The organism is Nocardioides sp., from assembly GCF_047607185.1.
Classification (GTDB): Bacteria; Actinomycetota; Actinomycetes; order Propionibacteriales; family Nocardioidaceae; genus Nocardioides.
On record NZ_JASGDQ010000030.1, the window covers coordinates 1 to 25,417 of the forward strand.

Consider the following 25,417-nt stretch of genomic DNA (forward strand, 5'->3'; position numbering starts at 1 on the left):
AGTAGGTCTCGCCTGCTGCGCGCCGCGCTGCACGCACGCTGGCTTCGTTGCGGCCGCTCGACAGGCCTCCAGCCTGCCTTCGCGGCCACGCCTCGCCATCGCACGCACATCGCGACGCTCGCGACGGCGACACCTACTGGCGCAACCTCTTAGGCGGGCCGGCAGCGAGGTGTTTTCACGGCTGTTACATGGCGAAACAGGTGCCGAACACATCGTGCCTACCTTCGGAGCACCGGAAGGAGGCAGCGATGGGGCTACCGCTCGGGCTGGCCGTGGGATGACACGTGTCGCGAGCGCGACCGACGAGTGGCAGCCGGTGTGCCGGGTGGTCGAGTTGGAGGTCGAGCGGGGTGCGACCGCTCTGGTGCATGGTCAGGCGATCGCGCTGTTCCGGACAGCTGACGACCACGTCTACGCGCTCGGCAACCACGACCCGTTCGCCAAGGCCTCGGTGATGGCCAAGGGCATCGTGGGCCAGCGGGGCGAGGTCCCCTTCGTGGCCTCGCCGACCCACCGTCACGCCTTCGACCTGCGCAGCGGCAGGTGCCTGGACGACCCGCACGTCTCGGTACCGGCCTACACCGTCAGGGTCGAGGACGGCGTGGTGCTGGTCGGCGCGCGGAAGGTCTCAGGCTGATCCCCGGGTGAGGAGAGCGGTGGCGATGGCGGCAATGCCCTCGCCCCGGCCGGTGAGGCCCAGGCCGTCGGTGGTGGTCGCCGAGACCGAGACCGGGGCGCCGACCGCCTCGGAGAGCGCCGCCTCGGCCTCGGCCCGCCGCGGGCCCAGCTTGGGGCGGTTGCCGATGACCTGGATCGCGACGTTCTCGACCATGTAGCCGGCGGCCTCGACCAGGGCCACCGTCTCGCGCAGGATCCTCGCGCCGGAGGCGTCGGCCAGCTCCGGCCGGTCGGTGCCGAAGTTCGAGCCCAGGTCGCCCAGGCCGGCGGCCGACAGCAGCGCGTCGGCGGCGGCGTGTGCGGCCACGTCGGCGTCGGAGTGGCCCTCCAGGCCGACGTCGGAGTCGGGCCAGTCCAGGCCGGCCAGCCGGAGCGGGGTGCCCGGGACGAGCCGGTGCACGTCGGTGCCGATGCCGACTCTCAGGGGTTGTGCCGACAGCCGGCGTGCGCGCGTCGCGGCGCGCAGCAGGTGCCACCTGCCGGTACAACCCCTCAAGGACATGGCAGAGAATGTACGTCGTGCGAAGGTCTGGCGTCGCGGGACTGCTGACCGGGCTGGCCGGCCTGGCGGTCAGCTACCTGGTCGGCCAGCTGCTCGCCTCCGGCGAGTGGCCGGTCGCGGCCGTGGCCGAGCGGATCATCGAGCACGCCCCCGGGCCGCTCGCCGAGCGCGCCATCGACCTGGTCGGCACCGCCGACAAGCCGATCCTGGTCTGGGGGATCGTCGTCGTGGTCGCGCTGGTCGCCGGCGCGCTGAGCCGGGTGGCCAGCCCGTGGATTCCCATCGCCGGCTATATCGTGCTGGCCGCTGTCGGGGTGGCGGCGATCGCCGGCCAGCCTGGCGACGCCGAGCTCGCGCCGCTCAGTGTCGCGGCCGGCTTCGTCACCTGGGTCGTCGTACACGCCCTGTTCCGCGCCGCCGTCGAGCCCCGGGCACCTGACGTTCTGCACGCCGATCCCGGCGTGTTGCGTGCAGAACGTCAGGTGCCCGGGGGTGGGTCGGGCGTGTCGCGGCGGTTCGTGGTCACCGCCGGCCTGGTGGCGATCGGGACCGTCGTGGCGGCGTACCTCGGCCGTGCCAAGGCGCTCGGCCGGGAGCGCATCGAGAACGCCCGCCGGCTGCTCCGGCTCGACGGCGTCAACCCGCCGCCGGTCGACCCCTCCTACGACTCGGGCGTGCCGGGTCAGCAGCCGTGGCTGACGCCGGTCGAGGAGTTCTACCGGATCGACACCGCCATCGTGCCGCCGACCGTCGACCCGGACACCTGGCGACTGCGCGTCCACGGCCTGGTCGACCATCCGTTGGAGCTCAGCCTCGACCAGCTGATGATGCGAGAGGTCACCGAGGACTGGGTGACGCTGACCTGCGTCTCCAACGACGTCGGCGGCGATCTGGTCGGCAACGCCTGGTGGAGCGGGGTACGGATCGCGCCGCTGCTGGAGCAGGCCGGCATCCAGCCGGACGCGGACGCGGTGCTGCAGACCTCGGCCGACGGCTGGACCTGCGTCACCCCGCTGGCGGCGCTGACCGACGGCCGCAACGCGCTGCTCGCCGTCGCCCAGAACGGCGACCCGCTCACCATCGAGCACGGCTTCCCGGTGCGGATGGTGGTGCCCGGCCTCTACGGCTACGTCAGCGCCACCAAGTGGCTGGTCGACCTCGAGGTCACCCGCTTCGACCAAGCGCAGGGCTACTGGATCGAGCGCGGCTGGGCCGAGCAGGGCCCGATCAAGCTCGCCTCCCGCATCGACGTGCCCGGCGTCGGCGAGCAGGTGAGCGCCGGCAAGGTGACGCTCGCCGGCACCGCCTGGCAGCAGCACACCGGCGTCGCGGGCGCGCAGGTCTCGCTCGACGGCGGCGACTGGCGCGACGCCGACCTCGCCGCGACCCCCGGCGTCGACACCTGGGTGCAGTGGCGGATCGAGTACGACGTCGAGCCCGGCGAGCACCAGGTGCAAGTGCGGGCGGTCAGTGCCACCGGCGAGGTGCAGACCGCCGTCGTGGCCGGCTCGGCGCCCGACGGCGCGACCGGATGGCACACCATCACCTTCCGTGCAGGTTGACGAGTTAACGAATCGTGGCGGGGGCGCTGGCTTCTCTAGACTTGCCGAGTGACACTGAGGCTCTACGACACCCAGACCGGCGAGGTCCGCGACTTCGTTCCGCTCGCCCCGGGCAAGGTGTCCCTCTATGTCTGCGGCCTCACCGTCCAGTCCGCGCCCCACGTCGGCCATGTCCGCAGCGGCGTCAACTTCGACGTGCTGCAGCGCTGGCTGCGCCACCGTGGCTACGAGGTGACGTTCATCCGCAATGTCACCGACATCGACGACAAGATCCTCGCCAAGAGCGCCGAGCAGCACCGGCCCTGGTTCAACCTGGCCTACGACATGCATCGCGAGCTCTCGAAGGCGTACGACGCCCTCAACGTCGCGCCGCCGACCTACGAGCCGCTCGCCACCGGGCACGTGCCCGAGATGATCGCGCTGATCGAGGACCTCATCGCGGCCGGCCATGCTTACGCCGCCCCCGACGGCTCGGGCGACGTCTATTTCGACGTGCGCTCCTGGCCGTCGTACGGCGAGCTGACGCATCAGGGCGTCGACGACATGGAGGACGCCACCGACGCCGACCCGCGAGGAAAGCGCGACCCCCGTGACTTCGCGCTGTGGAAGGGCCGCAAGGAGTCCGAGCCCGAGACCGCGTCCTGGCCGAGCCCGTGGGGACTGGGCCGGCCCGGCTGGCACATCGAGTGCTCGGCGATGGCGGGCAAGTACCTCGGCCCGGCCTTCGACATCCACGGCGGCGGCCTCGACCTGCGCTTCCCGCATCACGAGAACGAGCTGGCCCAGGCGCGGGCGGCGGGCCGGCCGTTCGCGTCGTACTGGCTGCACAACGCCTGGATCACCACCTCCGGCGAGAAGATGAGCAAGTCCCTCGGCAACTCGCTCACCATCCCCAACGTGCTGGAGCGCTACCGCGGCATCGAGCTGCGGTTCTACCTGGTGGCCGCGCACTACCGCTCGCACGTCGAGTTCAGCTTCGAGGCGCTCGACGAGGCCGCCGTCGGGTTCCGCCGGATCGAGGGCTTCCTGGAGCGAGCCGGGGCGAGCCAGGCCGGGGCGCTGCCCGAAGGCTTCGTGGTGGCCATGGACGACGACCTCGGCACGCCGGCGGCGGTCGCGCTGCTCTACGACGTCGTCCGCGAGGGCAACCGGGCGCTGGCGGCCGGCGAGGACGCGACGGCGCTCGCGGGCCAGGTCCTGGCCATGCTCGACGTCCTCGGCCTCAACCCCGCCGACCCCGCCTGGGGCGCGCCCGCCGGCGCCGACGAGAAGCTCAACAGCGCCGTCGACGCCCTGGTCGCCGGCCTGCTGGCGCAGCGGCAGGCCGCCCGCGAGGCCAGGGACTGGGCCGCCGCCGACGCGGTGCGCGACCAGCTCAAGGCGGCCGGCATCGAGATCACCGACACCCCCGACGGACCACGCTGGAGCATCTGATGGCAGGCAACTCACAACGGCGGGGCGCGATCGCCAAGCCCGGCACCAAGAAGGGCGCCACGGTCGGCTCCGGCGGCCAGCGCCGCAAGGGCCTGGAGGGCAAGGGGCCGACGCCGAAGGCGAAGGACCGGCCCTACCACAAGGCCCACCGCGAGGCGCAGCTCGCCGAGCGCTCCGCCGAGAAGGCGGCCAAGCGCCCGCAGGGCCGCAAGCGCTCCAGCTCGGACGCCGAGTGGATCATCGGCCGCAACTCGGTCGTGGAGGCGCTGCGGGAGGGCGTGCCGGTCAACGCCGTGTACGTCGCCGAGGGCACCGAGCGCGACGGCCGGCTGCGGGAGGCGTTCCGGCTCGCCCAGGAGCTCGGCCTCGGCCTGCTGGAGGTGACCCGGACCGAGCTCGACCGGCTCACCGGGTTCAACGGCCACCAGGGTCTGGCGGCTCGCGTCCCGGCCTACGAGTACGCCCACCCCGACGACCTGCTCGACGTCGCGGCCGAGGCCGGGCAGCCGGCGCTGATCGTCGCGCTCGACCACGTCACCGACCCGCGCAACCTGGGCGCGGTAGTCCGCTCCGCGGCGGCGTTCGGCGCCCACGGCGTGGTCATCCCCGGCAACCGGTCGGTGGGCATGACCGCCGCCGCCTGGAAGACCAGCGCCGGCGCCGCCGCCCGGGTCCGGGTCGCCCAGACCGTCAACCTGGTGCGCCAGCTCAAGGCGTTCCAGAACGCCGGCTGCATGGTCGTCGGCCTCGACATGACCGGCGACGTCGAGCTGCCCGCGTTCCAGCTCGGCGACGGCCCGCTGGTGGTGGTCGTCGGCGCCGAGGGCGGCGGCCTCTCCCGGCTGGTGCGGGAGACCTGCGACCAGATCGTCTCCATCCCGATGGCCAACGCCGTCGAGTCGCTCAACGCCGGCGTGGCCGCCTCGGTGGTGCTCTACGCCGTCTCCCAGGCCAGGGCTTGACGCTGCGCCGGGTGCTCGTCGTCGCGGCGTACGTCGCGACGTGGCTGGTCCTCGCCGTGCTGGCGTTCCTGCTGGTGTTCCTGGGCAGCAGTCGCCAGACGACCTTCCTCTCCCACGACGCGGTGCTGCGGCCCGACTTCAGCGGCACCGTCGAGGTGCACACCGGCCCGGTGCTGCCCGACGTCAGACTGCCCTCGCACGCGCTATTCGGGGTGAGCGTGACCCTCGGCAAGACCGACGTGGGCTCCCTGGAGGAGCTCGTCGAGCGCTACGCCTATCTCGCCTCCGCCGCCGACGGCGAGCGGGCCAAGGTGCGGGCGACGGTGGCCTCGATGGTGGTCGACGCCGCGCTGCGCGGTGCCGTGCTGGGATCGCTGCCGCTGCTGGTCTGGCGGCTGGTCGGCCGGCAGCGGCGCCGGGAGATCTACGCCCGGCTGCCGAGCCGTCGCGGCCTGGCGCTGATCGGGCTGGTGCTCACCCTCGTGGTCGCCGCCTGGCAGCCGTGGGTCGCCGACGACGAGGAGGACCGGGTGAGCGACGACCAGCCGTGGCTCTCGCTGGGGGAGTTCCTGGGCGGCTCGGTGCCCCTCCCGGCAGGCGTCGAGGAGGTGCAGGTGCGCGGCGACGTGACCACACTGGAGACCCGCCGGCTGGTCGAGAGCGCGCTGAGCACCTACGACACCAGCAAGCAGTTCTACGCCGACGCCGCCGAGCGCGCCGCCGGACTGTCCCTCAGGCGACCGGAGGCCGACGAGACCGTGGTCGTCGTGGTCTCCGACCGCCACGACAACGTCGGCATGGACCAGGTCGCCCGGGCCGTCGGCGACGCGGCCGGCGCCACCTCGGTCTACGACCTCGGCGACGACACCTCGACCGGCTCCCGGTGGGAGGCGTTCTCGCTGGACTCGGTCACCGCGGCGTTCGACGGCTACGACAAGTGGGCGATCTCGGGCAACCACGACAACGGCACCTTCGTCTCCGACTACCTCGCCGAGGACGGCTGGACCGAGCTGACCGGGGAGACCCTCGACGGTCCCGGCGGCTCGGTGCTGCTCGGCGTGCCCGACCCCCGGGCCAGCGGGCTGGGCAACTGGCGCGACGAGAAGGGACTCTCCTTCGCCGAGGTCGCCGACCGGCTGGCCGACGCCGCCTGCGACTCCGACCGCCGGATCACCACCCTGCTGGTCCACGACGCCAACCTCGGCCGGCCGGCGCTGGACCGCGGCTGCGTCGACCTGGTCCTCGGCGGCCACCTGCACCTCTTCCTCGGCCCCACGGCGGTGACCGCCCCCGACGGCTCGGTCGGCTGGACCTTCACGACGGGCACCACCGGTGGCGCGGCGTACGCCTTCGCGCTCGGCTCCAAGCCTCGGCGCCAGGCCGGCATCTCGCTGGTCACCTACGACGCCGACGGCGTGCCGGCCGGCATCCAGGCGGTGCGGCTGGAGACCAACGGCGAGTTCAGCGTGGACGACTACGTGCCGCTGACCTCGGGCTGATCGGCCGGCTCCGTGGCCACGGCCTCGTCCGGCTTCTGCCTCAGCACGTTGTCGACGTAGCTGCGGGCGGCGTCGAGGAATCTGACGCTGCGGCCGGCCTGCTCGGAGAGGTACCAGCGGTGCACCAGCACCTCGTGGAAGACCTCGGCCGGCTCCAGCTTGCCGCGCAGCTCGGCGGGCACCATCGCCTGAAGCGGCTCGTAGATCTCGCGCAGCCAGCGCTGCGCGACCTCGGCCCGGTCGAGCCGGCCCAGCCCCCGCGAGGTGGTGAAGGCGGCGATGTCGTTGAGCATCCGGCGCGCCTGCGCGTCCTGCACCACCAGGCCGGTGAGATTGCGCAGCTCACGGGCGTGGTGGCCGAGCTCCACGACCCGCGGCTGCAGCTGGATCCGGTCGCCGTCGACATCGGTGACGATGTCGATCTCCTCCACGTCGAAGCCCAGGTCGTTGAGCTGCTCGATACGCTCCTCGATCCGCCACGACTCGCCCGAGGAGAACACCTCGGTAGCGGTCAGCTCGGTCCACAGCTGGTCGTAGCGCTCCCGCAGCATCGTGACGACCGCCCCCGGGTCGATCCCGCCGACGCCGCTGGCCATCAGGTCGAGCAGCTCGGCGTAGACGTTCTCGGTGCCGACCGTGACGTCGTACTCCCGCAACTGACTCGACAGCGTCTGCCGCAGCTCCCCGGTCTCGGCGTCGACGAGATAGGCGGCGAAGCCGCCGGCGTCGCGTCGGAACAGCACATTGGACAGGCTCACGTCGCCCCAGTAGAAGTCGGCCAGGTGGAGCCGGACGAGCAGCACCACCAGCGCGTCGACCAGGCTGGGCACCTGATCGGCGGGCAGGCCGTGCTCGAAGACGCTGCGGTAGGGGAGGGAGAACCGCAGGTGCCTGGTCACCAGCGCCGCCGGCAGGTCTTGTGACCTGCCCGCCACCACCGCCTGCGGTACGACGGCGGGCAGGTCGAGCCGCTGCAGGTCGCGCAGCAGCCGGTACTCCCGGAAGGCGATCGCCTCCTGGGTCTCCTTCACGGCGTAGACCTGGTCGCCGAGCCGCACGATCCGCACCACATGGCGGGACAGGCCGCGCGGCAGCGGCACCACGTGCTCGGTCCACTCCTGGAGGGGCTGGTCCCAGGGCAGTGTCAGGATCGCCGGGTCCGGCCGGCTCGCCACGATGCGGAGCGCCATGGCACTCAGTGTGGCATCGAATCGCATGCTCCGGCGTAGCGTCATGCGGACGGAGCAGACGGTTGCCCCGTCCGTATGACGCTACGGCGAGGCCAGCTGCCAGATCCGGATCGCGGGTCCGGCGGCGGCGGGGAGCTCGCCCGCGAAGTCCTCGTGGTCGAGCAGGGCCGCGCCGGCCGGCAGGTCCAGCGGGATGGCCGGACCGGCAGCCCGCCGCACCGCGACCAGCAGCGTCTCCTCGGGGTGCTCGCGGAGGAAGACCAGCTCGTCGTCGCCGACGTGGGCCCAGCGCAGCCCGCCCCGCCGCAGCGCGACGTGCTCCCTGCGGAGCCGGCTGAGCGCGCCGTACGTCGCCAGCGTCACCCGGTCCCAGCCCTCGGGTCGGTGCCAGGGCATCGGGCGGCGGCCGTCCTCGCCGTTGACCCCCTCCAGGCCGATCTCGTCGCCGGCGAAGAGCATCGGCACGCCGGGCAGCGTGAACTGCAGCCCGGCCGCGACCCGGTGGGTGGCCGGATCCCGGACCAGGGTGCGGATCCGGGCCGAGTCGTGGCTGCTGAGGATGCTCCAGCTCTGCGTGCTGGCGCGCCAGCCGAACCGCGCCCGCCAGCCGTCGAGGCTCTTGCGGATCAGCCCGCCGGGTCTGCGGGGGACGGCGACCGGTCGGCCGAACGGCCGCGCGTCGGTCTGCTCGGCGCGCAGCCAGGACCAGACCGGCCAGGAGAAGCCGGCGTAGTTCATGGTGCCGTGCCAGCCGTCGCCGTCGATGTCGTGGAAGGCGTCGTGGTTGTGCTCGCCGATGACGAGCGGGTCCTCGCGCTGCTCGGCGGCGGTGGCCCGGAGGATGCGGGCGACCCGGTGGTTGACGTCGATCGCGCCGAGCCGGCCGGTCATGTTGGCGACGTCGATGCGCCAGCCGTCCACGTCGTACGGCTGACGCAGCCATCTCGCCACCACCGAGTCCGGGCCCTCGATCATGGCCCGGCGCAGGTCCTCGTTGGTGTGGTCGAGCTTGGGCAGGGTGTGGTGGCCCATCCAGGTCTCGTAGCCGCCGTCGGGACGGAAGTAGTACCAGTCGCGGGTCGGGCCACCGCCTTGCGCCCGCCGGAACCACTCGTGGGTGTCGCCGGTGTGGTTGGCGGTCAGGTCGCCGAGCAGCCGCCAGCCCCGCTGGTGGATCGCGGTGCTGAGCCGCTGGTAGGCGGCGTCGCCGCCGAGCAGGTCGTCGACGTGGTCGAAGGTGCTGGCGTTGTAGCGGTGGTTGCTCTCGCCCGGGAAGACCGGGGTCGTGTAGACGATGTCGGCGCCGACCTCGGCGATGTGGTCGAGGTGCGCCACGATGCCGTCGAGGTCGCCGCCGAAGAACTGCGTCGGCGTACGTGGGTCGGTGCCCTCGAAGACCACGGTGTCGTCCCACCCGGCCGGCGTCGCCCAGGCCGGCGTCGGCCGCTCGTCGGCGGCGCTGGACCGCGCGAACCGGTCGGGGAAGATCTGGTAGACGACCCCGTCGCGAGCCCAGTCCGGCGCCGGGGGATAGGTCACGACCTTGAAGTCGAACGCGTCGCTGACGTCCCAGTGCTGCTCGCCCACGCCGGTCAGCCAGGCCTGGCTGCCGTCGGCCCGCTCGATGAGGAAGCGGTAGTGCGTGACCGGGTTGTGGACGGGCAGCTCGCCCTCCCACCAGCCCGGCTGCCGAGCCGCCATCGGGTGGTAGGTCGGCTCGGCGTCGTACGTCGTGCGGAGCCAGATCCGGCTCACCGGGTCCCGGCCGCTGGTGCGCACCCGGACGACGACGCTGCTGCCGAGCTCGGGTGCCTCGTCCGCCAGGTAGAGCGGTGACCCGTCGTGATGGGGCCGGTCGAGCAGACTCATGGGTACATTCAACTAGGATGTGCGAGCCTTCGTGGCATGCCGGTGTAGCTCAGTTGGCAGAGCGCGTCTCTTGTAAAGACGATGTCGCGGGTTCGATCCCTGTCACCGGCTCTGGGTTGCCGATTCCGGGCCCGCGTAGGGTGCTGGCATGGTCTCGGTGCTGTTGTTCCATCATGCTGGCGGGCTGACGCCCGGAGTCGAGTCGTTCGCCGATCGGTTGAGAGACGAGGGGCATGTCGTCGAGGCCCCCGACCTCTTCGACGGCCGGAGGTTCGCCGACGTCGAGGACGGCGTGGCCTATGCGCGCTCGGTCGGCGCGGAGGTGCTCGCCGCGCGGGCGGCCGAGCTCCCGGCCGCCGAGGTCTACGGCGGCATGTCGATGGGCGCCTCCCGAGCCGCCGAGCAGGTGCTGAGCAGACCCGGCGCCACGGGAGCGTTCTTCCTCTACGGCGCGGTCGCGCCGTCCTGGTGGGACGCGACCTGGCCAGCCGGGGTGCCGGCCCAGGCGCATGTCACCGAGGCCGACCCGTGGCGCGAGCCGGAGGCCGAGGACGAGTTCGTGGCCGACGTCGTCGATGGCGAGCTCTTCATCTACCCCGGCGCGGGTCATCTCTTCGCCGAGCCCGGCCACCCCGACTACGACGAGCAGGTCGCCAAGCTGGCGACCGAGCGGATCGTCGCCTTCCTCGCGAGGCTGTGACCGGCTCGCTCGTGACCAGAGAGTGACCCCCAGGGCCACGAATCCTTCACAACCCCGGGCTCAGCGGAGCCGGCGGACCCCGAAGCGCGCCGGCGGCGCGGCGATCTCGGCCTGTGAGGCGACCAGCTCCAGCTCGCGCCGGCCGGAGGCGAGAGTGCGCTCGAGGATCGCGAACATGGTGTTGGCGACCAGGCCGAGCGCCGTCGCCGGCGACCCGGTCGAGCGCAGGTGGGCGAGGTAGAGCGCGGCGGTGACGTCACCACCGCCGTTCGGGGTGATCGGCAGCAGCGGAGTGGTGACCGCCCAGGCGCCTTCGTCGGAGACCGCGACCATGTCCAGCTCCTCGCCGGCCAGCCCGTCGTGCACCACGGAGGTGACCAGCACGCCGCGCGGCCCGGTCGCCCGTACGACGTCCACGGCGGCCAGCACCTCGGCCAGCGTCGAGGTGGTGGCATCGGCGAGGAAGTCGAGCTCGAAGTGGTTGGGCGTGATGACGTCGGCGACGGGCACCACCTCGTCACGCAGGAACTCCGGGATGCCCGGCCGGACGAAGAAGCCCCGGCCGAGGTCGCCCATCACCGGGTCGCAGCAGTAGACCGCCTCCGGATTGGCGGCCTTGACCCGGCGTACCGCGTCGAGGATCACCGCGCCGACCGCCGGGTCGCCCTGATAGCCCGAGAGCACGGCAGCCACCCCCGGCAGCGCGCCCCGCTCGGCGATGCCCTCGATGACGGCCGCCACGTCGTCCGGCGCGACGAGCGGACCGCGCCACTCGCCGTAGCCGGTGTGGTTGGAGAAGTTGACCGTCAGCACCGGCCACACCTCGTGGCCGAGCCGCTGCAGCGGGAAGACGGCGGCGGAGTTGCCGACGTAGCCGAAGGCAACATGGGACTGGATCGACAGAACCTGCACGGCCGCATCCTCCCGCTGCGCGGCGCCGTCGGCCAACTCGATAGTTTGGGAGCCATGACGATGACCTACCGCCCGCTGGGCGACTCCGGCCTGATGGTGAGCGTGGTCGGCGTCGGCTGCAACGCGTTCACCCGGCGGGTCGATCTCGACGGCGTCAAGGAGGTGCTGGCCGCCGCCCGCGACACCGGGATCACGCTGCTCGACACCGCCGACACCTACGGCAACCCGCACGGCGGCTCCGAGTCCCTGCTCGGCGAGGCGCTTCATGGTCAGCGGGAGGAGTTCGTGCTGGCCACCAAGTTCGGCATGGACATGGCCGGCGCGAACGGCGTCGACCACGGCGTGCGCGGCTCGCGGCGCTATGTCAGACGTGCTGTCGAGGCGTCGCTGAAGCGGTTGCGAACCGACCACATCGACCTCTACCAGCTCCACCACCCCGACCCGGTCACGCCGATCGAGGAGACCCTCTCGACGCTGACCGACCTGGTCCGCGAGGGCAAGGTCCGCTATCTGGGCTGCTCCAACTTCGCCGGCTGGCAGATCGCCGACGCCGCCTGGACCTCCTCCTCGGCCGGGCTGGAGTCCTTCGTCTCCGTCCAGAACCGCTACTCGCTGCTCGATCGCACCATCGAGGCCGAGGTGGCGCCGGCCGCTGAGCGTTTCGGGCTGGGGATCCTGCCGTTCTTCCCGCTGGAGTACGGCCTGCTCACCGGCAAGTACAAGCGCGGCGAGGCGGCGCCGGCCGGCACCCGGGCCGCCCTCGAGCCGGAGCGTGCCCAGTGGCTCGCCGGCGCCGACTGGGACCGCATCGAGGCCCTGGAGGCGTACGCCGCGGCGCGGGACCTGTCGATCCTCGACGTCGCGATCGCCGGCCTGGCGGCACAGCCCAGGGTGGCCTCGGTGATCTCGGGGGCGACCTCCGGCAATCAGGTGCGCGCCAACGCGGCGGCGGTCCGCTGGGAGCCGACCGAGGCCGACCTCGTCGAGCTGGACGAGATCACCGGCTGATCACGCGAGTCGGCAGAAGTGCGGCTCTGAGAGGGCGCGAGTCGGCAGAAGTGCAGCTCTGAGAGGGCGCGAGTCGGCAGAAGTGCAGGTGTCGGCACCCGCACTTCTGCCGACTCGGCGGCTTTGAGACCCGCACTTCTGCCGACTCGGCGGGTCAGGCCGGGTCGCGGCGGCCGAGCAGCGCCGCGGCCAGCCCGCCGCCGATCGCGCCGAACAGGTGCCCCTGCCAGGAGATCCCCGGCTGCCCGGGCAGCACGCCGAGCAGCAGTCCGCCGTAGAGGAAGAACAGGGTCAGGCCGAGGATGACCTCGCCGGCGCGGTGGGTGAAGAAGCCGCGTAGGACGAGGTAGACCAGCCAGCCGAAGACCAGGCCCGAGGCGCCCACGTGCACGGTGTTCGCCGGTGCGGTCAACCAGACGCCGACCCCGGCGACCAGCCAGACGATCGCGGTCGCCGCCAGCCCACGGCCGATGCCAGTAGCGAGCACCAGGAAGCCGAGCAGCAGTACCGGAACGGTGTTCGCCTCCAGATGACGCCAGCCGCCGTGTAGCAGCGGCGCGAACAGGATGCCCCACAGCCCGTCGGCGGAGCGCGGCCTGACGCCGTAGGCATCGAGCCGGTTGTGGTCGAAGGAGTCGATCGTCTCGCTGAGCCAGAGCACGGCGACGAAGCCGGCGGAGAGCGCCGCCGCTCGTAGCCACCTCGACGGGCGGTCGACGGGCCGGTCGAGGTTCACGACGCGAGGGACCAGTCCATCGGCTGGCCACCCTGCTCGACGAGCAGTGCGTTGACCCGGGAGAACGGCCGGGAGCCGAAGAAGCCCCGGCTCGCGGAGAGCGGTGAGGGGTGCGGCGACTCCACGCATGGCACCGGATCCAGCATCGGCCGCAGCGACTGGGCCTGCCGGCCCCACAGGATCGCGGCGAGCGGGCCGCCCCGGCCGGCCAGCGCCTCGATGGCCCGGGTGGTGATCGGCTCCCAGCCTTTGCCGGCGTGCGAGGCAGGCGCGCCCGGCCGCACGCTGAGCGACCTGTTGAGCAGCATCACGCCGCGATCGGCCCAGGCCGACAGGTCGCCGTGCTCGGGCATCGGCAGACCCAGGTCGGTGGACAGCTCGCGGTAGATGTTCTGCAGCGACGCCGGCAGCGGCCGGACGTGCGCCTCGACCGCGAAGGACAGCCCGATCGGATGACCGGGCGTGGGGTAGGGGTCCTGCCCGACGATCAGCACGCGTACGTCGGCCAGCGGCCGCTGGAAGGCACGGAAGATGTTGTCGCCGGCAGGCAGATACGGGCGGCCCTGGGCAAGCTCGGCGCGGAGGAACTGCCCCATCGCCGCGATGTTGTCGTCGACGGGAGCGAGCGCCTCCGCCCAGTCCGGTGCCATCAGCCCTTTGTCGACGAGTCCAGCCAGCGCGCTCACGCGAATAGAGACTAATGGGCTAGAGCGGCTGGGTGGCGTCGAACGCGGCGGTGTAGACCCCGGCATGGTTGGTGAGGTGCCGGGCCGGCTGGCGGAGCACCCGGTAGGAGGTGAAGGTCACGGACCGGTCGGCGAAGAGCTGGTCGATCCGGCTGCGGGCGGCGTGGCAGCCGGAGTCGGAGACCAGCGGCGAGGCCAGCCCGGTACGGGCCGCCAGCGCGCAGGTGCCGCGCTGGTTGAAGTCGCCGGCGATGAAGACCGTGACCCGGCCGTCGTACTGACTGCGCAGTCGGCGGATCTCCCTCAGCTCCCGCCGTGTCGCCGCGGCACGCCAGCGGCGCTGGTTGCCCTGGGCCCGGGTGTTGGCCGGGTGACGCACCGCCATGGCCGCGATCCGGGCCCCGGTGGCGCGCTCGTGCAGCACCGCGACCGGCACCGGCGCCCGGCTGCCGTCGTAGAAGAACGACCGGAATCGATAGGTGCGCTCCACGTCGTAGACGCGGGTGTCGTAGAAGACCGCGTTGGTCAGCCCGACCCGCCCCGGCAGCAGCGCGTACGGCGACCCGACTGCCCGGAAGGCGCGGGCCTGCTGCTCGCCGAGCTCGGCGAGCGCGCCGAGGCTGACGTGCTCCTGCTCGATCACGTCGAGCATCATCCGCACCCGCTGCGGGCCGGTGAAGCGCCGCTTGATCTGGCGGCCGTTGTCGGCGGCGACGTTCGCCCAGAAGAAGACCCCCTGCGACCGAGCCGTGGTGGGTGACGGGATCAGGCTGGCCGCGTCCGGCGGTGGCACCGGCGCCGTGGGCTGCTCGACCGGCTGCTCTGTGGGCTGGTCTGCGGCCGGCTCGGAGGCGAGGTCGGGCAGGAGGGGCGCTGCCGCGGCCTGACCCGCCAGTGTGACGACGAGGGTGACGAGCAGGGCACCCAACAGCCCCGGAAGGGCGCGGCGGTAGAGCACGAACGGCCTTTCGGGATCGGGGTGGGGGCGAGCGGCCATGCTAGTGGCTCTCTCGCGCGGGGACCGAGAGCCGGGCACGGTAGACCGAAACCGTCGCCGCGGCGTCAGCGGACCGGCCGGGAGAGCCGGTCGAGGAAGGCGATCAGCACCGCCTCACGGGTGGCTGACGAGGCGAGGTCGAGCAGGGCGTTGACGGGTGCCATCCGGTCGGGGACGAGCGAGGACCCGCCCGCCAGCCCGGCGAAGGCCAGCAGCCCGTCGAACTCCTCGTCGGTCAGCGCCGTCGCGTCCAGCGACCTGACGAGCTCCGCGACGCCGGGGTCGACGGCCACCGGTCCGGCCGCCTGCGCCGCGGCCACCGACTCGGCCAGTGCGGCGGCGAAGGCGGGCACGTGGGGCCGGGTCGCCGCCGACACCGACAGGTGGACGGTGGCCGGCTGGTCGGCGTGGGAGAGCTGCGGCTGGACGTACCACCCCCGCAGGCCCAGCTCGTCGACCAGCGTGAACACGTCGAGGCTCTCGTCGGTGGTGAGCGCGATCAGCGTCGAGTCGGGCCGGGCCACCAGTCGCAGCGCCGGCTGAGCCTCGATCGCGGCGACGAGGTCGTCGACCGCCGCGAGGACCTGCTCGGTCAGGTCCAGGTAGCCGTCGTCGCCCAACGTCCGCATCACCGCCCAGGCACCGGCCAGCGGACCGCCGGACTTGGTGGACTGCATCGTCGAGTTGAGCATCGTGTAGCCCGGCCACGCCGCGGAGGCGAACAGCTGCGGTCGCCGTAGCGCCGGGGTGCGATGGAGCAGCAGCGAGGTGCCCTTGGGTGCGTAGCCGTACTTGTGGGTGTCCACCGAGATCGACGTGACGCCCTCGACAGCGAACGTCCACGGCGGCACCTCCCGGCCCAGCCGGGCCTTGAAGGGCAGCACCCAGCCGCCGATGCAAGCGTCCACGTGACATCTGACGCCGCGTTGCCGGGCGATGGCCGCGATCTCGGCCACCGGGTCGATCACCCCATGCGCGTACGACGGCGCGCTGGCCACCACCAGCACCGTGTGGTCGTCGACGGCCGCCGCCATCGCGGCCGGGTCGACCCGGAAGTCCTCCCGCACCGGCACCACCACCGGCTCGACGCCGAAGTAGTGGCCGGCCTTGTGGAACGCGGCGTGGGCGGTCGACGGGATCACCATGCGGGGCCGCTCGACGGCCGCGGCGTCGCGCGCCGTCTGCACCGCCAGCAGCACCGACTCGGTGCCGCCGCTGGTGACCGTCCCGACGGCGGTGTCGGGACCGTGGAGCAGGTCGAGGGCGTAGCCGACCAGCTCGTTCTCCATCTGCAGCAGACTCGGGAACGCCGTCGGGTCCAGGCCGTTGGAGCCGGCATAGGCCGCTACCGCCTCTCGGCCGACCCGGTCCACGTCGGGTAGCCCGGAGTCGTAGACGTAGGCCAGCGTCCGGCCGCCGTGTACGGGCAGGTCGGCGGCCTGGAGCTGTCGCAGCCGAGTGAGCGCGTCGGTCACGCCCCGATCATGTCAGCCGGAGGGCGATCAGGGACTTCTCGGAGGGCGATCAGGGACTCCTCGGGGGGCGATCAGGGACCTCTCGGAGGGCAATCAGGGACTCCTCGGGGGGCAATCGGAGACCTCTCGGAGGGCGATCAGGGACCTCTCGGGGGGCGATCAGGGACCTCTCGGCCGGGGTGGGCGGGCGTAGCCGCGCAGCCAGACGAGGCTGAGCAGCGCGAGCGCCGCCGGGACCAGCGAGAAGCCGAGCACGATGGCGGTCAGCGCGCTCGACGGCTGGGTGACGTCGTCGCCGGAGGAGGAGACATAGCCGCCCAGCGCGAGCATCAGCGCGAACAGGCCCGGTCCGATCGCCAGGCCGAGGGTCTCGCCGGCGGTCCAGATGCCGGTGAACACCCCTACCCGGCTCTCGCCGGTCCGGGCCGCGTCGGCGGCCGCCACATCGGGCAGCATCGCCATCGGGAAGACCTGCGCGCCGGCGTACCCGATGCCGACCAGGGCGGTCGCGACGTAGACCGACCAGGTGGGCAGCGAGCGGGCGCCGATCAACAGCACCGCGCCGAGCACCACCAGCAGTGTCGCGAGGACATAGCCCTGCTTCTTCCCGAGCCGGACGCCGGCCCGGGTCCAGGCCGGGGTGAAGACCAGCGCCGGCGCGACGAAACAGACGAACAAGATGGTCGCGCCGCCGTCGAGCACCCACGTCGCCAGATAGTCGACGCCGGCCAGCATCGCGCCGAAGGCCAGCGCCTGCACCACGAACGCCGTCAGCAGCAGCCGGAAGTCGCGGGTCTCGGCCACCACCCGGAGCTGATCGCGCAGCCCGCCGGCGCCGGGAGCGACCGCGCCGATCGGCGCGCGCCGGGTGCCGGCGTACGCGCTGAGCACGCCGACCAGCATCAGCAGCGCCATCGCCAAGCCCATCGCCCGGTAGCCGTCCCGGCCGCCGATCGCGTCGCGAATCAGCGGCGCGGTGCCGCCGGCGACCAGGATCGCCAGCGCCAGGATGGCGACCCGCCAGGTCATCAGGTGGGTGCGCTCGTCGTAGTCGTCGGTGAGCTCGGCGGGCATCGCGACATAGGGCACCTGGAAGAAAGCGTACGCCGTGGCGGTGGCCAGGAAGACGACGAGCACCCAGGCCGCCTCGGCCGCGAGCGGCAGCGCCGGCGCCGCGAACAGCAGCGCGAAGCCGACCGCCAGCCCGATGCCGCCGCGCAGCAGCCAGGGCCGGCGCGGTCCGCGCGGGTCGACGGTGCGGTCCGAGATCCGGCCGGCGACCGGGTTGAGGATCACGTCCCAGGCCTTGGGCAGCAGCACGATCGCGCCCGCCGTCAGCGCGGCCACGCCGAGGGTGTCGGTGAGATAGGGGAGCAGCATCAGTCCGGGCACGGTCCCGAACGCGCCGGTCGCCACCGAGCCCGAGCCGTAGCCGGCCCGGACCGAGCGCGGCAGCGTCATCGCCTGGTCCGCAGCCCGCGCGAGGACGCCGAGCTGCCACGGCGCGGCAGGGCCGCGGCCGGCGTCGCCGGGTCGCCGCTCGGCGTGCCCATCATCGGCCGGTCGTCAACGCGCGAGCGCGCGGGACGCCTTCGAGGTGTGGCGTCGCTTCGGGTTGGAGCCGATCGTCGGGGTCTCGATCTTCGGCGCGCCGCCGGCCGGGCGAGCGACGATCGCCTGCGCGGCGCCGAGTCCCGTCGCGGCCACTCCGCGCACGGTCCCGAGCACCCGCTTCGGAGTGGGGATGAGGGCCATGCACGCAACATAGCCGCCGCCCGCCCGCCGCGGCAGCGGTTGGCGACGAACATCTCGTGCATCTCGTGCCGCGACGCGCGGCGGCCGGCCTTGGCGGTCGGCATGGACGGCGCCGGCCAGCTTTGTGCGAGACCACAACCCCCGGGCGGCGTACGACGGGAAGGATGGACCGCATGACAGCCGCAACCTGGGGTCTGCTGGCCGCTGCCTTCCTGGCCTGCTTCGTGGAGATGGTCGAGGCTGCCACGATCGTGATGGCGATGGGCTTCAGCCGCAGCTGGCGCTCGACACTGTTCGGCGTCGCCGTCGCGCTGGGGGCGCTGGCGGTCGTCACGGTCGTCGCCGGCTACGCGATCACCTCCTGGCTGCCCGAGACGGCGCTCCAGCTCGTCGTGGGGACGCTGCTGCTCGTCTTCGGCCTGCAGTGGCTGCGCAAGGCGATCCTGCGCGGCTCGGGCCGCAAGGCGATGCACGACGAGGACCAGATCTACGCCGACGAGGTCGCCGCCGCGCGGGCCGCCGGCGAGGTGAGGGCGGGCCTGGACCTGTTCTCGTTCCTGGTCTCCTTCAAGGGCGTCTTCCTCGAAGGCGTCGAGGTGGTCTTCATCGTCATCACCTTCGGGCTCAACGCCGACGGCGACCACGGCGTGCTCACCGCCGCCGGCGGCGCGGCGGCGGCGGGGCTGATCGTGCTCGGGCTGGCGATCGTGTTGCGCCGGCCACTGGCGCAGATCCCCGAGAACCTGCTGAAGTACGGCGTGGGCCTGCTGCTCGCCACCTTCGGCACGTTCTGGGCGGTGGAGGGCCTGGGCCTGTTCCGCGACGGCAAGGAGGCCGTCGCATGGCCGGGCGCCGACCTGGCGATCCCGGTGATCCTGCTGGCGTGGTTCGGCCTCAGCCGGGTGTTCATCGCCGCCCTGCGGCGACCCGGCGGTGCGGGCCGGGCGCCCGCGACGACCCCCACAGCACAGGAGGTGGCGAGGTGAGGGCGCTCAGGGCACTGGGCCGGTTCTGCTACGACCTGGTCGTCGGCGACGACTGGAAGATCGCCGTCGCGGTGGTCCTCGCGCTCGCGATCGCCCTGGCGATCCTGCTGGCGGGAGCCGCCGACGGCCTGGTCGCGGTCGCCGGCGGCGCGCTGCTGGTCGCCGCCTTCGCGATCAGCCTCGCCCTCGACACCCGCGGCACATGAGCGGCGTCGTCGCGGGGCGGATGCCGGTCGACGGCATCGACGCCTACTACGAGAGCATCGGCACCGGCGATCCGGTCGTCTTCCTGCACGGCGGGTTCTGCTCGCTGGAGTACCACCGCCCCCAGCTGGTCGCCCTGGCCGCGCGCGGCTTCGCCGTCCACGCCCCGGAGCGGCCCGGACACGGCCGCACCGCGGATCGCGCCGGCGAGATGTCCTACGACCTGGGCGTGGCGGACACGCTCGCCGTGATGGACGCCCTCGGGCTGGCCCGCGCCCACGTCGCCGGGTTCAGCGACGGCGCCGTCATCGGCATGATGCTGGCGATCCGGCACCCCGAGCGGGTGCGCTCGCTGGTCGCGATCAGCGGCAACCGCAACCCGGCCGGGTACGTCGAGGCGGAGGAGGAGGGCGGCGAGGACCCGGTCACCCGTCAGCTCGAGCACGACTACTCCTCGCTCTCGCCCGACGGGCCCGACCACGCCGCCGTCATCTGGGAGAAGCTGATCAGGCTCTGGACCACCTCGCCCGACATCGCCCTCGCCGAGCTGGCCGGGATCACCGCTCCGGCCCTGTTCCTCGCCGGCGACCGCGACGTCATCCGCACCGAGCACACCGTCGAGATGTCGCAGACCGTGCCGGGCGCGCAGCTCGGCATCGTCCCCGGCACCGGCCACATGCTGATGTCGGAGCGCACGGAGCTGGTCGTCACCCTCCTCGGGGAGTTCCTCGCCTCGATCCGCTGATCCGCTGATCCGGCTCCCGGGTGGGCCGGCCAGGAGTCAGAAGTCGGCGCGGTGGGTGCAGTGACCGCCGACGACGGTGGCGAGCACGCGCGGCGACCGCAGCTCGACGGCGTCGTACTCGCGGGGGTCGCCGGCGACGACGGTGAGGTCGGCGAGGCTTCCGACGCTCACCTCCCGGCGGCCCCCGGCCGCGGCGGTGAGGGCGGCCTCGAGGGGGAGCGACTGCTCGGGGTGCCAGGGCGCGCGGCCGTCGTCGGTGCGGTGGACGGCGTCGGCGATGGCGAGCCAGGGGTCGAGCGGGCTGACCGGGGCGTCCGAGCCGAGCGCGAGCGTCGCGCCGGCGTCGTGCAGCGAGCGGTAGGCGAACGCGCGGTGGGTCCAGCCGGCCCAGTGCCGGTCGGCGACGTCGCGGTCGGCGGTGGCGTGCTGCGGCTGCACCGAGGTGACCAGGCCACGCCGGGCGAACCGGGGCAGGTCCGCGTCGCGGACCAGCTGGGCGTGCTCGATGCGGCCCGGGCAGCCGACCTGCTCGAAGGCGTCGAGGACCATCTGGTTGGCCCGGTCGCCGATGGCGTGCACCGCCGGCTCCAGCCCGCCCGCCCAGGCCCGCTTCATCTGCACGACGAGGTCCTCGGGCTCGACCAGGCACAGCCCGGCCGACTCCGGCATGGTCGGGTAGGGGTCGCAGCACCAGGCCGTGCGGGTGTTGAGCGAGCCGTCCGCGACGACCTTGTAGGGGCCGACGTGGACCCGGCCCCCGGTTCCCGGCAGCTCCTCGCCGGTGCGCAGCCCGGCGTCGAGGGCCGCGTCGAGCCAGGGCGCCCATAGCGCGGCGTGGATCCGCACCGGCGGCGCGCCGGCCCGGGACCGGCGCCGCCAGGCGGTCAGGTTGTCGGCGAACTCGAAGTCGATCAGGCCGGTCACGCCGCGAGGGGTGAGGGTGGCGAGCGCCTCGCCGACCCAGCTGTCGAGCTCGGCGACGGGCGTGGCGGCGTCGAGGCGGACGACCGCGTCCATGGCGTCGCGCTCCCGCAGCACCCCGGTGGGGTGCCCGGCGTGGCCGACGACCGCCAGCGCGGCGGTGTTGAGCCAGGCGCAGTGCAGGTCGCCGCTCACGGCCGCCACCGGCAGGTCGCCGAAGGCGGCGTCGAGGAGGTCCTTATGGGCCGGGGAGGGCCACAGCCCGTCGACGAAGCCGTGGGCGAACACCACCCGGCCGGGCCGGGGCGGGGCGGCGGTCAGCCGGCGTCGTACCCGCTCGACGACCTCCTCGGCGCGCCGCGTGCCGGCGACGTCGACGCGGCGCGCCCGCCGGGCCCACTGTTCGACGTGGACGTGCCCGTCGACCAGCCCGGGGAGCACGGTGGCGTCGGCGAGCTGGAGGGTCGGGGCGTCGGCGTCCAGGGTGCCGGCGGGGGCGATCGCGGCGACGCGCCCCTGCGCCAGCAGTACGTCGGAGCGCGGCCCGCCCAGCCCGAGGCGACCGCCGCGCACCAGCAGCGACGGCGTCATCGGGCGACCCCGCCGAGCTCGCGCATGGCCGCAGCCAGGGCGGGGTTGGCGTGCACGTCCGCGGAGTCCTCGAGGCCGCGCAGCACCCCGGCGACGTCCTCGGCCGGCTTGTCCTGGCTCAGCTTGGCCTTCGCTTCGACGCGGGCGGGGGTCAGCCGGAAGCCGACGACGTGGGGCGCCAGCCGCTCGGCGTAGGCCCGGTCGACGACGAACGGCTCGGGCCGGACGGACTCGAAGCGCTCCTGGGTCAGCTCCAGCACGCCGAACGTCTCGGCGGCGTCGAGCCGGGTGAGGGTGCCGTGGAGGTGGGCGACGACGTAGTTCCAGGTCGAGACGTAGGGCCCGCCGGCGTACCAGCCCGCGCTGACGTAGCCGTGCGGGCCGTAGACCACGACCACCGTCTCGGCCTCGCCGAGCCGATGCGCCCGGGCGTCGGCGAGGGGCAGGTGGCCCAGCAGGACGGGGCCGGCGGACTGGTCGGCCGCCGGGTCGAGGACGACCGGCAGGTGGGAGACGACGAGCGCCGGCGTCGCGCTGACGAGCGTCACCCAGGGGTGCGCGCCGACGAGCCGGGCGAGGTCCTCGCGGCCACCGGGCCAGGCGTGTTCGGGCTGGTGGAGCATGACCCCGAGGCTAGGGAAACCAGGCCTGCCAACCACTGTCGTGACGACAGGACCTCATGCTTTCCGGTTGTGGGATACGACAGCGGCCGCCGGGTCGTCTTCGGGAGGCACTCATCCGGGCCCTCTGTTGATGAGTCCATTCCAGATAGGTCCGATCGCAGTGGACCCATCAACAACGGACTCATCAACAGACGGGAAAACACGGGCTTCAGGACTGCCGGTCAGCGAGCGGTCCGGGAGGTGCGCTCACGCGGGGGAGCGGTCGACGGGCGTCGGGCCCGTATGACGGGCAGGAGCACGGCGCCGCGGCACGATCAGCGGCTTCCCGGTCTCGGGGTCCGGGATGATCCGGCAGGGCAGGCCGAAGGTGTCCTCGATCAGCTCGGCGGTGACGATCTCCTCCGGGGCGCCGACCGCCTGCACGGCCCCGGCCTTCATGACGATGAGGTGGTCGGCGTACCGCACCGCGAGGTTGAGCTCGTGGATGACCACCACGATCGTCATGTCGCGCTCGGCCATGACCGACGCGCACAACTCGAGCACGTCGATCTGGTGGGCGAGGTCGAGGTAGGTGGTGGGCTCGTCGAGCAGCAGGGTCTGGGTCTGCTGGGCCAGGACCATCGCGAGCCAGACCCGCTGCCGCTCCCCGCCGGAGAGCTCGTCGACGGCGCGCCGGGCGAACTGGGCGACGCCGGTGGCGGCCATCGCCTCGTTGACGATGACCTCGTCGTCGCGCGACCACTGCCGCAGCAGCCGCTGGTAGGGGAACCGGCCGCGCGAGACGAGGTCGCCGACGGTGATGCCGTCGGGGGCGACGGAGGTCTGTGGCAGCAGCCCGAGCCGGCGGGCGATCGCCTTGGTGGGGGCGCGGTGGATGTCCTCGCCGTCGAGCAGCACGGTGCCGCGCTCGGGGCGCATCATCCGGGCCAGCGCCTTGAGCAGCGTGGACTTGCCGCAGCCGTTGGGGCCGACGATCATCGTCAGCGCGCCGCGCGGCACCTGCACGTGGAGGTCGTCGGCGACGACGGCGTCGTCGTAGCACAGCCGCAGCCCCTGGCCGACCAGGGCGTGGCCGGGACGAGGGAGGTCGTCGCTCATCCGATCCGGTTCCTTCCTTCTCGGGCGATCAGCCAGGCGAGGTAGGCCCCGCCCAGCGCGAGCGTGGTGACGCCCACCGGCAGCTGGGAGTCGGGGTAGACGTGCTGGGCGAGGAGGTCGCTGAGGACCATCAGCAGCGCGCCCAGGGCCATCGACGGGATCACGGCCACCGTGGGGGAGCCGCCGAGCCGGCGAGCGATCTGCGGGGCGGCCAGCGACACGAAGGTGATCGGCCCCGCGCAGATCACGGCGACCGCGCACAGCACCGCGCCGACCAGCAGCGCGAGCATCCGGTCCCGGCCCACCGAGACCCCCAGCGCGCGGGCGGTGTCCTCGCCCAGCTCCGCCGTCCGCAGGCCGGGGCCGAGCCCGACGACCACGGGTGCCAGCACGACCAGCCCCACCAGGCCCACGCGTACGTCGGTCCAGTCGCTGCCGTTGAGGCTGCCGGTGAGCCAGGTGTAGGCCTCCTGGGCGTCGATGATGCTGGCCTTGAGCAGGAGGTAGGAGACGAACGACTCCAGCACGGCGCTGATGCCGATCCCGACGAGGATGAGGCGGTAGCCCTGCACGCCGCCCCGGAACGCGAGCACGTAGACCACCAGCGCCACGCCCAGCCCGCCGGCCAGCGCGGCCAGCGTCACGGCGGCGTCGCTCGCGCCGAGCACGGCGATCGCGAAGACGGCGCCGAAGGCCGCGCCGTAGGTGAAGCCGATGATGTCGGGGCTGCCCAGCGGGTTGCGGGTCACGCTTTGGTAGACCGCGCCGCTGGCCCCGAACGCCGCGCCGGCGAGCACCGCGGTCAGCGCGCGGGGCAGCCGCAGGTCGTAGATCGCCAACTCCTCCACAGCCGTGCCGTGGCCGCCCAGCGTCGCCAGCACCCGCGAGAGCGGCATCGGGAACGACCCGGTCGTCAGCTGCAGGAGCACCAGCCCGATGGTCAGCAGCAGCACCGCGCCGGTGGCGACCACCGACCGGCGACGGGTCGTGATCCGGACACCGCCCAGGGCCAGCCGGAGCGTCCCCGGCGTCATCGGGCTCGCAAGCTCGTTCACAGCTGCGCCAGCCGGCGGCGTCGGACGATGCCGATGAAGACCGGCGCGCCCAGCACGGCAGTCACCACCGAGACCTGCAGCTCGGAGGGCCAGAGCACCACCCGGCCGACGACGTCCGAGGCGAGCACGAGCACGGCGCCCACGAGTGCGGACATCGGCAGCACCCAGCGGTTGTCCGGCCCGGTGAAGGCCCGGACCGCGTGCGGGACCACCAGGCCCGTGAACGCGACCGGGCCGGCCAGCGCCGTGGCGCCGCCGCACAGCAGCGTGGTCGCGACCAGGCCGACGACGCGGACCCGGGTGACGTGGGCTCCCAGGGCCGAGGCGAGCTGGTCGCCCAGCGCGATCGCGTTGAGCGCGGAGCCGAGGCCGAGGGTCAGCGCGAAGCCGACGACCAGCACCGGCGCGACCTGCCACACCACGGTGGACGAGACGTTCTCCAGCGACCCGACGGTCCAGGCCCGGTAGCCGTTGAAGGCGATGCCGTGGGTGAGCACGATCGCCGAGATGATGCCGGTCAGCACGCTGGTGACAGCGGCGCCGGCCAGCACCAGCCGGACCGGGGAGGCCGCGCCGCGTCCCGTGGAGCCGAGCAGGTAGACCACGGCCGTGGCCACTCCGGCGCCGAGCAGGGCGAACCAGACGTACTGCCCCGGCTGGGTGACGTGAGCGAAGGCGACGCCGGCCGCGACGGCGCACGCCGCCCCGGCGTTGACGCCCAGCAGCCCCGGGTCGGCCAGCGGGTTGCGGGTCAGCGACTGCATCAGCGCGCCGGCCAGTCCGAGCGCCGCCCCCAGCGCGACGCCGGCGACGGTGCGCGGCACCCGCAGCTGCCACACGATCAGCTCGGCCTCGCCACGATGGTGGGCCAGCGCGTCCCACACCACGCCGGGTGCCACGAGTTGGGCGCCGACCGTCAGGCTGAGCACCACGCAGCCCAGCAGCACCACCAGCCAGACCAGTAGCCAGGCCGTGCGCCTCGGCCGCTCCCGCGAGTCGGCGGGCTCGGCCACCGAGCGCTGCAGCAGCTGGCTCATCGACTCAGAGCGCGTTTGAGAACTCGGAGGCGCCGGCTCCGCGCCGCCCAGCGCACGCCCTGGCTGCGTTGTCGTCGGTCGCCATGCCTCCGGCATGGCTCCCTCCTCCGCCTTGCCATGACGCACGCTGGACAACGCCGAGCTCGACGCCGAGTTCTCAAACACGCTCTCAGAACGTGGCTCACGCGTTGC

The 25,417-nt window shown here is 73.0% G+C and carries 25 protein-coding genes and 1 tRNA gene; 11 read left to right on the forward strand and 15 right to left on the reverse strand.

Annotation, left to right across the window (positions count from 1 at the left end; translation table 11 throughout):
* The first annotated feature begins 277 nt into the window (after positions 1–277).
* Positions 278–637 carry a nitrite reductase small subunit NirD gene (nirD, locus tag QM595_RS02590; RefSeq protein ID WP_415169962.1) on the forward strand — a complete coding sequence of 120 codons (360 nt, stop codon included), beginning with the start codon at positions 278–280 and terminating at the stop codon, positions 635–637.
* Here nirD and ispF read toward each other — a convergent pair.
* Positions 629–1,102 (reverse strand): 2-C-methyl-D-erythritol 2,4-cyclodiphosphate synthase, encoded by a 474-nt coding sequence (gene ispF / locus QM595_RS02595; RefSeq protein ID WP_415169985.1) that lies wholly within the window; start codon positions 1,100–1,102, stop codon positions 629–631. The two genes, nirD and ispF, sit on opposite strands and share 9 nt — an antisense overlap.
* A gap of 86 nt (positions 1,103–1,188) precedes the next feature.
* Between ispF and QM595_RS02600 the strand changes: the two genes are divergently transcribed.
* Genes QM595_RS02600 through QM595_RS02615 form a run of 4 tightly spaced genes read left to right on the forward strand, consistent with a single transcriptional unit; the run spans position 1,189 to position 6,637 of the window.
* Positions 1,189–2,742: a molybdopterin-dependent oxidoreductase gene (locus tag QM595_RS02600; RefSeq protein ID WP_415169963.1), complete on the forward strand. Its 1,554-nt coding sequence runs from the start codon at positions 1,189–1,191 to the stop codon at positions 2,740–2,742.
* Between the two features lie 48 nt (positions 2,743–2,790).
* On the forward strand, positions 2,791–4,176 hold the full coding sequence (gene cysS, locus QM595_RS02605) for a cysteine--tRNA ligase (RefSeq protein ID WP_415169964.1): 1,386 nt from the start codon (positions 2,791–2,793) through the stop codon (positions 4,174–4,176).
* Positions 4,176–5,138 (forward strand): 23S rRNA (guanosine(2251)-2'-O)-methyltransferase RlmB, encoded by a 963-nt coding sequence (gene rlmB, locus QM595_RS02610; protein WP_415169965.1) that lies wholly within the window; start codon positions 4,176–4,178, stop codon positions 5,136–5,138. The genes cysS and rlmB overlap by 1 nt, the downstream gene beginning before the upstream one ends.
* Positions 5,135–6,637, forward strand: a complete 1,503-nt coding sequence (locus tag QM595_RS02615) for a metallophosphoesterase (protein ID WP_415169966.1) — start codon at positions 5,135–5,137, stop codon at positions 6,635–6,637. Before rlmB ends, QM595_RS02615 begins: the two co-directional genes overlap by 4 nt.
* Here the strand turns inward: QM595_RS02615 and QM595_RS02620 are convergent.
* The gene (locus QM595_RS02620) at positions 6,613–7,827 is read right to left on the reverse strand and encodes a DUF4032 domain-containing protein (protein ID WP_415169967.1); all 1,215 of its coding nucleotides are present in this window, start codon (positions 7,825–7,827) and stop codon (positions 6,613–6,615) included. The genes QM595_RS02615 and QM595_RS02620 overlap by 25 nt on opposite strands.
* 81 nt (positions 7,828–7,908) lie before the next feature.
* Entirely contained in the window at positions 7,909–9,696 is a 1,788-nt protein-coding gene (locus QM595_RS02625; RefSeq protein ID WP_415169968.1) for a glycoside hydrolase family 13 protein, read from the reverse strand.
* A gap of 38 nt (positions 9,697–9,734) precedes the next feature.
* Here QM595_RS02625 and QM595_RS02630 point away from each other — a divergent pair.
* Positions 9,735–9,807: transfer RNA gene (locus tag QM595_RS02630), tRNA-Thr, on the forward strand.
* Positions 9,808–9,844: 37 nt separating this feature from the next.
* On the forward strand, positions 9,845–10,396 hold the full coding sequence (locus QM595_RS02635; protein WP_415169969.1) for a dienelactone hydrolase family protein: 552 nt from the start codon (positions 9,845–9,847) through the stop codon (positions 10,394–10,396).
* Positions 10,397–10,456: 60 nt separating this feature from the next.
* On the opposite strand, the gene pdxY is transcribed toward QM595_RS02635, so the two are convergent.
* The gene (gene pdxY / locus QM595_RS02640) at positions 10,457–11,308 is read right to left on the reverse strand and encodes a pyridoxal kinase PdxY (RefSeq protein WP_415169970.1); all 852 of its coding nucleotides are present in this window, start codon (positions 11,306–11,308) and stop codon (positions 10,457–10,459) included.
* On the opposite strand from pdxY, the gene QM595_RS02645 reads away from it, so the two are divergent.
* Positions 11,282–12,316 (forward strand): aldo/keto reductase, encoded by a 1,035-nt coding sequence (locus tag QM595_RS02645; protein ID WP_415169971.1) that lies wholly within the window; start codon positions 11,282–11,284, stop codon positions 12,314–12,316. The two genes, pdxY and QM595_RS02645, sit on opposite strands and share 27 nt — an antisense overlap.
* Positions 12,317–12,470: 154 nt before the next feature.
* On the opposite strand, the gene QM595_RS02650 is transcribed toward QM595_RS02645, so the two are convergent.
* The 6 genes from QM595_RS02650 to QM595_RS02675 all read right to left on the reverse strand — a co-directional run bounded on the left by QM595_RS02650 (position 12,471) and on the right by QM595_RS02675 (position 17,965).
* Complete coding sequence (locus QM595_RS02650; RefSeq protein WP_415169972.1) at positions 12,471–13,052, reverse strand: rhomboid family intramembrane serine protease; 582 nt, start codon at positions 13,050–13,052, stop codon at positions 12,471–12,473.
* Positions 13,049–13,702 (reverse strand): uracil-DNA glycosylase, encoded by a 654-nt coding sequence (locus QM595_RS02655; protein WP_415169986.1) that lies wholly within the window; start codon positions 13,700–13,702, stop codon positions 13,049–13,051. The genes QM595_RS02650 and QM595_RS02655 overlap by 4 nt, the downstream gene beginning before the upstream one ends.
* A 55-nt stretch (positions 13,703–13,757) precedes the next feature.
* Complete coding sequence (locus QM595_RS02660) at positions 13,758–14,735, reverse strand: hypothetical protein (protein ID WP_415169973.1); 978 nt, start codon at positions 14,733–14,735, stop codon at positions 13,758–13,760.
* Positions 14,736–14,800: 65 nt separating this feature from the next.
* On the reverse strand, positions 14,801–16,210 hold the full coding sequence (locus tag QM595_RS02665) for a pyridoxal phosphate-dependent decarboxylase family protein (RefSeq protein WP_415169974.1): 1,410 nt from the start codon (positions 16,208–16,210) through the stop codon (positions 14,801–14,803).
* A gap of 159 nt (positions 16,211–16,369) precedes the next feature.
* Entirely contained in the window at positions 16,370–17,671 is a 1,302-nt protein-coding gene (locus QM595_RS02670) for an MFS transporter (RefSeq protein ID WP_415169975.1), read from the reverse strand.
* A 105-nt stretch (positions 17,672–17,776) separates the two neighbouring features.
* Positions 17,777–17,965: a hypothetical protein gene (locus QM595_RS02675; RefSeq protein ID WP_415169976.1), complete on the reverse strand. Its 189-nt coding sequence runs from the start codon at positions 17,963–17,965 to the stop codon at positions 17,777–17,779.
* 173 nt (positions 17,966–18,138) lie between these two features.
* On the opposite strand from QM595_RS02675, the gene QM595_RS02680 reads away from it, so the two are divergent.
* From QM595_RS02680 to QM595_RS02690, 3 genes are read left to right on the forward strand one after another with little or no spacing between them, the layout of a single operon-like run.
* The gene (locus QM595_RS02680) at positions 18,139–18,951 is read left to right on the forward strand and encodes a COG4280 domain-containing protein (RefSeq protein ID WP_415169977.1); all 813 of its coding nucleotides are present in this window, start codon (positions 18,139–18,141) and stop codon (positions 18,949–18,951) included.
* A complete protein-coding gene (locus QM595_RS02685; RefSeq protein WP_415169978.1) occupies positions 18,948–19,157 on the forward strand; it encodes a hypothetical protein in 210 nt (69 codons plus the stop codon). The genes QM595_RS02680 and QM595_RS02685 overlap by 4 nt, the downstream gene beginning before the upstream one ends.
* Positions 19,154–19,900, forward strand: a complete 747-nt coding sequence (locus QM595_RS02690) for an alpha/beta fold hydrolase (protein ID WP_415169979.1) — start codon at positions 19,154–19,156, stop codon at positions 19,898–19,900. Before QM595_RS02685 ends, QM595_RS02690 begins: the two co-directional genes overlap by 4 nt.
* A 36-nt stretch (positions 19,901–19,936) precedes the next feature.
* Here QM595_RS02690 and QM595_RS02695 read toward each other — a convergent pair whose 3' ends face one another.
* From QM595_RS02695 to QM595_RS02715, 5 genes are all read right to left on the reverse strand, one after another.
* On the reverse strand, positions 19,937–21,412 hold the full coding sequence (locus QM595_RS02695; RefSeq protein WP_415169980.1) for an amidohydrolase: 1,476 nt from the start codon (positions 21,410–21,412) through the stop codon (positions 19,937–19,939).
* Entirely contained in the window at positions 21,409–22,035 is a 627-nt protein-coding gene (locus QM595_RS02700; protein WP_415169981.1) for an FMN-binding negative transcriptional regulator, read from the reverse strand. Before QM595_RS02700 ends, QM595_RS02695 begins: the two co-directional genes overlap by 4 nt.
* Positions 22,036–22,281: 246 nt before the next feature.
* Positions 22,282–23,133: an ABC transporter ATP-binding protein gene (locus QM595_RS02705; RefSeq protein WP_415169982.1), complete on the reverse strand. Its 852-nt coding sequence runs from the start codon at positions 23,131–23,133 to the stop codon at positions 22,282–22,284.
* Positions 23,130–24,188 carry a FecCD family ABC transporter permease gene (locus QM595_RS02710; protein ID WP_415169983.1) on the reverse strand — a complete coding sequence of 353 codons (1,059 nt, stop codon included), beginning with the start codon at positions 24,186–24,188 and terminating at the stop codon, positions 23,130–23,132. The genes QM595_RS02705 and QM595_RS02710 overlap by 4 nt, the downstream gene beginning before the upstream one ends.
* Positions 24,185–25,225 (reverse strand): FecCD family ABC transporter permease, encoded by a 1,041-nt coding sequence (locus QM595_RS02715; RefSeq protein WP_415169984.1) that lies wholly within the window; start codon positions 25,223–25,225, stop codon positions 24,185–24,187. Before QM595_RS02715 ends, QM595_RS02710 begins: the two co-directional genes overlap by 4 nt.
* Positions 25,226–25,417: the final 192 nt, after the last annotated feature.

Coding starts and splice junctions, on each gene's coding strand:
- QM595_RS02645 (WP_415169971.1), top strand. CDS start 11,282: ATGGGACTGGATCGACAGAACCTGCACGGCCGCATCCTCCCGCTGCGC.
- QM595_RS02660 (WP_415169973.1), bottom strand. CDS start 14,735: ATGGCCGCTCGCCCCCACCCCGATCCCGAAAGGCCGTTCGTGCTCTAC.
- QM595_RS02705 (WP_415169982.1), bottom strand. CDS start 23,133: ATGAGCGACGACCTCCCTCGTCCCGGCCACGCCCTGGTCGGCCAGGGG.
- QM595_RS02620 (WP_415169967.1), bottom strand. CDS start 7,827: ATGGCGCTCCGCATCGTGGCGAGCCGGCCGGACCCGGCGATCCTGACA.
- QM595_RS02715 (WP_415169984.1), bottom strand. CDS start 25,225: ATGAGCCAGCTGCTGCAGCGCTCGGTGGCCGAGCCCGCCGACTCGCGG.
- QM595_RS02635 (WP_415169969.1), top strand. CDS start 9,845: ATGGTCTCGGTGCTGTTGTTCCATCATGCTGGCGGGCTGACGCCCGGA.
- QM595_RS02625 (WP_415169968.1), bottom strand. CDS start 9,696: ATGAGTCTGCTCGACCGGCCCCATCACGACGGGTCACCGCTCTACCTG.
- QM595_RS02655 (WP_415169986.1), bottom strand. CDS start 13,702: ATGGCACCGGACTGGGCGGAGGCGCTCGCTCCCGTCGACGACAACATC.
- QM595_RS02670 (WP_415169975.1), bottom strand. CDS start 17,671: ATGACGCTGCCGCGCTCGGTCCGGGCCGGCTACGGCTCGGGCTCGGTG.
- QM595_RS02675 (WP_415169976.1), bottom strand. CDS start 17,965: ATGGCCCTCATCCCCACTCCGAAGCGGGTGCTCGGGACCGTGCGCGGA.
- nirD (WP_415169962.1), top strand. CDS start 278: ATGACACGTGTCGCGAGCGCGACCGACGAGTGGCAGCCGGTGTGCCGG.
- QM595_RS02690 (WP_415169979.1), top strand. CDS start 19,154: ATGAGCGGCGTCGTCGCGGGGCGGATGCCGGTCGACGGCATCGACGCC.
- rlmB (WP_415169965.1), top strand. CDS start 4,176: ATGGCAGGCAACTCACAACGGCGGGGCGCGATCGCCAAGCCCGGCACC.
- QM595_RS02700 (WP_415169981.1), bottom strand. CDS start 22,035: ATGCTCCACCAGCCCGAACACGCCTGGCCCGGTGGCCGCGAGGACCTC.
- QM595_RS02600 (WP_415169963.1), top strand. CDS start 1,189: ATGTACGTCGTGCGAAGGTCTGGCGTCGCGGGACTGCTGACCGGGCTG.
- QM595_RS02695 (WP_415169980.1), bottom strand. CDS start 21,412: ATGACGCCGTCGCTGCTGGTGCGCGGCGGTCGCCTCGGGCTGGGCGGG.
- QM595_RS02680 (WP_415169977.1), top strand. CDS start 18,139: ATGACAGCCGCAACCTGGGGTCTGCTGGCCGCTGCCTTCCTGGCCTGC.